The sequence below is a fragment of the Roseovarius sp. genome (assembly GCF_018066915.1).
Taxonomy (GTDB): domain Bacteria; phylum Pseudomonadota; class Alphaproteobacteria; order Rhodobacterales; family Rhodobacteraceae; genus Roseovarius.
This window is the reverse complement of sequence record NZ_JAGPVV010000267.1, coordinates 1-4451: the sequence shown is the minus strand read 5'-3', so window position 1 is coordinate 4451 and position 4451 is coordinate 1. Positions and strand designations below refer to the sequence as shown.

3 protein-coding genes and 1 pseudogene are annotated in these 4451 nt (G+C 65.9%); 3 read left to right on the top strand and 1 reads right to left on the bottom strand.

Annotated features, from left to right (window positions below):
• Window positions 1-134: 134 nt before the first annotated feature.
• The 3 genes from KBT70_RS14975 to KBT70_RS14965 are packed head-to-tail and all read left to right on the top strand — an operon-like array spanning window position 135 to window position 4174.
• Window positions 135-1694 carry an NAD(P)/FAD-dependent oxidoreductase gene (locus tag KBT70_RS14975; protein ID WP_296635497.1) on the top strand — a complete coding sequence of 520 codons (1560 nt, stop codon included), beginning with the start codon at window positions 135-137 and terminating at the stop codon, window positions 1692-1694.
• Window positions 1691-2863 carry an aminomethyltransferase family protein gene (locus tag KBT70_RS14970; protein WP_296635490.1) on the top strand — a complete coding sequence of 391 codons (1173 nt, stop codon included), beginning with the start codon at window positions 1691-1693 and terminating at the stop codon, window positions 2861-2863. Before KBT70_RS14975 ends, KBT70_RS14970 begins: the two co-directional genes overlap by 4 nt.
• An 18-nt stretch (window positions 2864-2881) precedes the next feature.
• Window positions 2882-4174, top strand: coding sequence for an aminotransferase class III-fold pyridoxal phosphate-dependent enzyme (locus KBT70_RS14965; RefSeq protein WP_296635488.1), 1293 nt, complete (start codon window positions 2882-2884; stop codon window positions 4172-4174).
• Here the strand turns inward: KBT70_RS14965 and KBT70_RS14960 are convergent.
• Window positions 4114-4451: pseudogene (locus KBT70_RS14960) on the bottom strand (aminotransferase class III-fold pyridoxal phosphate-dependent enzyme); the annotation flags it as partial. The gene KBT70_RS14965 and the pseudogene KBT70_RS14960 sit on opposite strands and share 61 nt — an antisense overlap.

The window sequence follows — 4451 nt, the reverse complement described above, 5'->3', positions numbered from 1 at the left end:
CCCATCGGGGGCCTCTATCTCTGCGGCTCGTCCGCCCATCCGGGCGGCGGGGTGATGGCGGCACCGGGGGCCAATGCCGCCCGCGCCATCCTGCGCCGCGAATGGCCCCGTGCGCCGCGCAAGGGCTATGCGGCATGAGCGCCACGCGCACCTTTGATAGCGTCGTGATCGGCGGCGGGCTGAATGGTCTGGCGGCGGCGGGGGTGCTGGCACGGGCGGGGCAATCTGTGTGCCTGTTGGAGCGCGCGCCGCATCTGGGCGGCATGGCCGCCCCCGATGCCAGCGGCGCGCCGCGTCTGGCGCATCTGCTCTATAATCTCAACCCTGTGGTGCGACACGATCTGGGGCTGGGTGCCCGCGACTGGCCGTTCGAGAGTGTGGCGCTCCCCACTGTGGCGCTATCCGAGGATGGCCGCCATGTGGTCACGCAAGGCGCAAGCGTCCGCTTTGCCGATGGCGGCCCCCATCCCGATGCGGCGGCCTTTGCCGCGCTTATCGAACGGCTGACCACCTATGCTACGCTCTTGCGGCATCTGGCCGAGGCCACCCCGCCGGGGGGCGCTGCGCCGCTCCTCTCAACGGCACGGCTGAAAGAGGTCTTGCGCTTGGGTCGGGTCGGTCTCGGCCTGCGGCGCATGGGCAAACCCGAGATGCGGCGGTTCCTGCAAATCCTGCTGTCGAATGCCTATGACCTCATTCTTGATGAGATCCCCGATGGCCCACTTGCGGGCCTCTTGGCGGCGGATGCGGTGCGCGGGGCGGCGGCGGGGCCGCGCGCGCCCGGCACGGTCTTTGGCCTGCTTTACCGCATGGGGCATGGCGGCGGTGCCAGCCTGCCCATGGGCGGCATGACGGCGGTGATCGACGCCTTTGCCGGGGCGGCCGGGCGGGCTGGGGCGGTGATCAAGACGGGCTGCGGTGTGGCGCGTATCCTGACCGATCAGGACCGCGTGACCGGCGTGATCACCGACAAGGGCGAGACATTGCAGGCCGCCCGAGTTCTGAGCAGCAGCGGCGCGCGGTTCACCGCAGAAATGACCGGGCTCGCGCATTTCGACATCGAAACCTCCCGCCGCCTGCGCCATATCCGCGCGCGCGGCACGGCAGCCAAGATCAACCTCACGCTTTCCTCTTTGCCCGCGATCCCCGGCCTGCCCGATGATCTGCTCTCGGCCCGCATGGTGATCGCGCCCTCCGCATCTTACGTCGAAGACGCGTTCAACCCGTCGAAATACCGCGAAATGCCGCCCCATCCGGTGATCGAGGCGCTCTTGTCCGGTCAAACGGACGCAGCGCAGCGCGGGGCCACAGGCCATGCCCTGTCGCTGATCGTGCAGTATGCACCGGTCGATCTGGCAGGGGGCTGGGATGAGGCGGCGCGCGACGCCTTGCTAAAAACCACGCTCAAGACACTCACCCGCTATGCCCCCGGCCTATCCGATCTTGTGACCGGGGCCGAGGTGATCCCGCCCGACCGGATCGAGGCCGAGACCGGCGCGCCGGGCGGGCATTGGCATCATGCGGAAATGAGCCTTGATCAGCTTCTCACCCTGCGCCCTGCCATCGGCATCGGACGCTATCGGATGGGGCCATCGGGGCTTTATCTCTGCGGGGCCTCCGCCCATCCCGGTGGCGACCTGATGGGCCTTGCGGGGCGCAACGCGGCGCACGCGGCCCTCCGAGGCGCGCCATGAGCATCGCCACCGATCCCAAGCTGGGCCTGATCGACGGGCCGGTGCATCCCCGGCTTGCCGCGCTCAACCGGGCGCAGAGCTGGTATGGCTGGGCCGGTTACGCAGCGCCTTCGATGCTCGACACGGTGGAGTTCGAATATTTCGCCCTGCGCAATCAGGCCGCGCTCTTTGATATCTCGCCGCTGCACAAGTACCGGATCACCGGGCCGGATGCCGCGCGCGTGCTCAACCGCCTTGTCACCCGCGACGTGACCGCGATTCCCATGGGCCGGGTCGGTTACGCGGTCTGGTGCGACGAAGAGGGCATGGTGATCGACGATGGCACGCTCTTTTACCTCGGGCCCGAGGATTGGCGGCTGTGCTGTCAGGAGCCGATGCTGACATGGCTGTTGGAGGCGGCATGGGGCTTTGACGCGAGCGTCCTCGACGAGAGCCGAGAGATTGCCGGCTTGGCCTTGCAAGGCCCGACCGCTTTTGCGGTGCTGTTTGCCGCGGGACTCGAGATAGGGCACTTGCGCCCCTTCGATCTGGCCGAAGTGGAGCCGGGGCTGATGATCTCGCGCACCGGCTTTACCGGCGATCTGGGATACGAGCTTTGGACCGCGTGGGGCGATGCCCTGCCCCTCTGGGACCGCCTCTGGCAGGCGGGCGACAATCTCGGGCTGCGCGCCATCGGCTATGAGGCAGTGAACATCGCCCGGATCGAGGCGGGGTTCATGGTCGCGGGCGTCGATTTCCAGCCCGCCCATGCCACCGAACGTCTTCACCGGGGGCACACCCCTATAGAGTTGGGCCTTGGCCCTATGGTCGATTTCACCAAGGGGCATTTCAATGGCCGCCGCGCGCTTCTGGCCGCCAAGCCCCGCAGCCTCTTGATGCGGCTCGATGTCGAAGGGTTCAAACCCGCCCAAGGCGCGCTGATCTATCAGGCCAAGCGCCGTGAGGTGGGGCATGTTACCTCGGGCGTGTGGTCGCCCACCGCCAAGCGCAACATCGCCCTCGCGCATGTGCAGATGCCCTATGCGGCGCGGCACCCTAGCACCCTCTGGGCCGAAATCTACACGCTGGAAGAGGGGAAATGGGATCGCCGCATGGCGCGGTTGACGCCGGTCAAATCGGCGTTCTTCCGACCGCCCCGCGCCCGCGCCACGCCGCCCGGCAAAACCTGACTTCAGACGGAGAAGACCATGAACACCCACGCCAATACCCCCGCCCCCGACGAGCTGACCCTCTGGGATCGCCGGCACAATCTGCACCCTTGGACCGGCATCCGCGACTGGCGCAAATCCGATCTCCTGCGGGTGAATTCAGCGCAGGGCATCCACATCTGGGACAGCAACGGCAAGCGCCATATCGACGGGCCGGGGGGCATGTGGTGCGTGCAGATCGGCTATGGCCGGGCCGAGATGGCCGAGGCGATTGCGGCGCAGGTGATGGCGATGCCCTATGCCTCGCCTTGGTCCTTTGCCACCGAACCCGCCGCGATGCTGGCGCGCAAACTGGCGGAATTGACGCCCGGTGATCTCAACACGGTGCATTTCACCACCGGCGGCTCGACCGCCGTCGATACCGCGATCCGCGTCATGCAATTCCTCAACAACCGGCTGGGCCGCCCCGAGAAGAAAATCGTGCTGTCGCGGGAAAAAGCCTATCACGGCTCGACCTATCTGGCCGCGACCATGACCGGCAAGGAACGCTTCAAGACAAGGTTCGACAAGGCCGATGATCTGGTGCGATTCCTGCCCGACGTAAACCCCTATCGCCGCCCCGCAGGCATGAGCGTGGCCGATTGGGGCGATCTCAAAATCGCCGAATTCGAGCAGATGATCGCCGAGGTTGGCCCCGACCGCATAGGTGCCTTTATCGCCGAACCGATCCTGTGTTCCGGTGGCGTTGTCGTGCCGCCTCCCGGCTATCACCAACGCACCCATGAGATCTGTCGCAGGCACGACATCCTCTATATCTCGGACGAGGTTGTGACCGGCTTTGGCAGGCTTGGCCATTGGTTCGCCTCGCAGGATGTGTTCGGGTTCACCCCCGATATCATCACCTGCGCCAAGGGTCTCACCTCGGGCTATGTGCCGCTCGGGGCCTGCATCCTGTCCGATGCGCTGATGGAGCGCTTGGCGGGGATCGAGGGCGATGATGTGTTCTACAACGGCTATACCTACTGCGGGCATCCGGTGGCCTGCGCCGCCGCGCTCAAGAATATCGAGATCATCGAGCGCGAGGATATTCTGGCCCATGTCCGCCGCATCACCCCGCAATTTCAGGCGCGGTTGCGCGCCATCGGCGAGCGGTTCGATATCGTCGGCGACGCACGCGGCATGGGTCTCTTGGGCTGTCTCGAATGTCGGCCCGACCTCAGCGACGAAAGTTACGCCAAACATCTGCAATTCGGTGCCAAGCTCGATGCCGCCTGCGAGGCGAACCAATGGCCAAGCCTGCCAAAGCCGGTCACAACCTCGTCCGAAATATAGAGGATGTCGTGCCTGCGACAGATCTCATGGGTGCGTTGGTGATAGCCGGAGGGCGGCACGACAACGCCACCGGAACACAGGATCGGTTCGGCGATAAAGGCGCCGATGCGGTCGGGGCCAACCTCGGCGATCATCTGCTCGAACTCGGCGATTTTGAGATCGCCCCAATCCGCCACGCTCATGCCTGCGGGGCGGCGATAGGGGTTTACGTCGGGCAGGAATCGCACCAGATCATCGGCCTTGTCGAACCTTGTCTTGAAGCGTTCCTTGCCGGTCA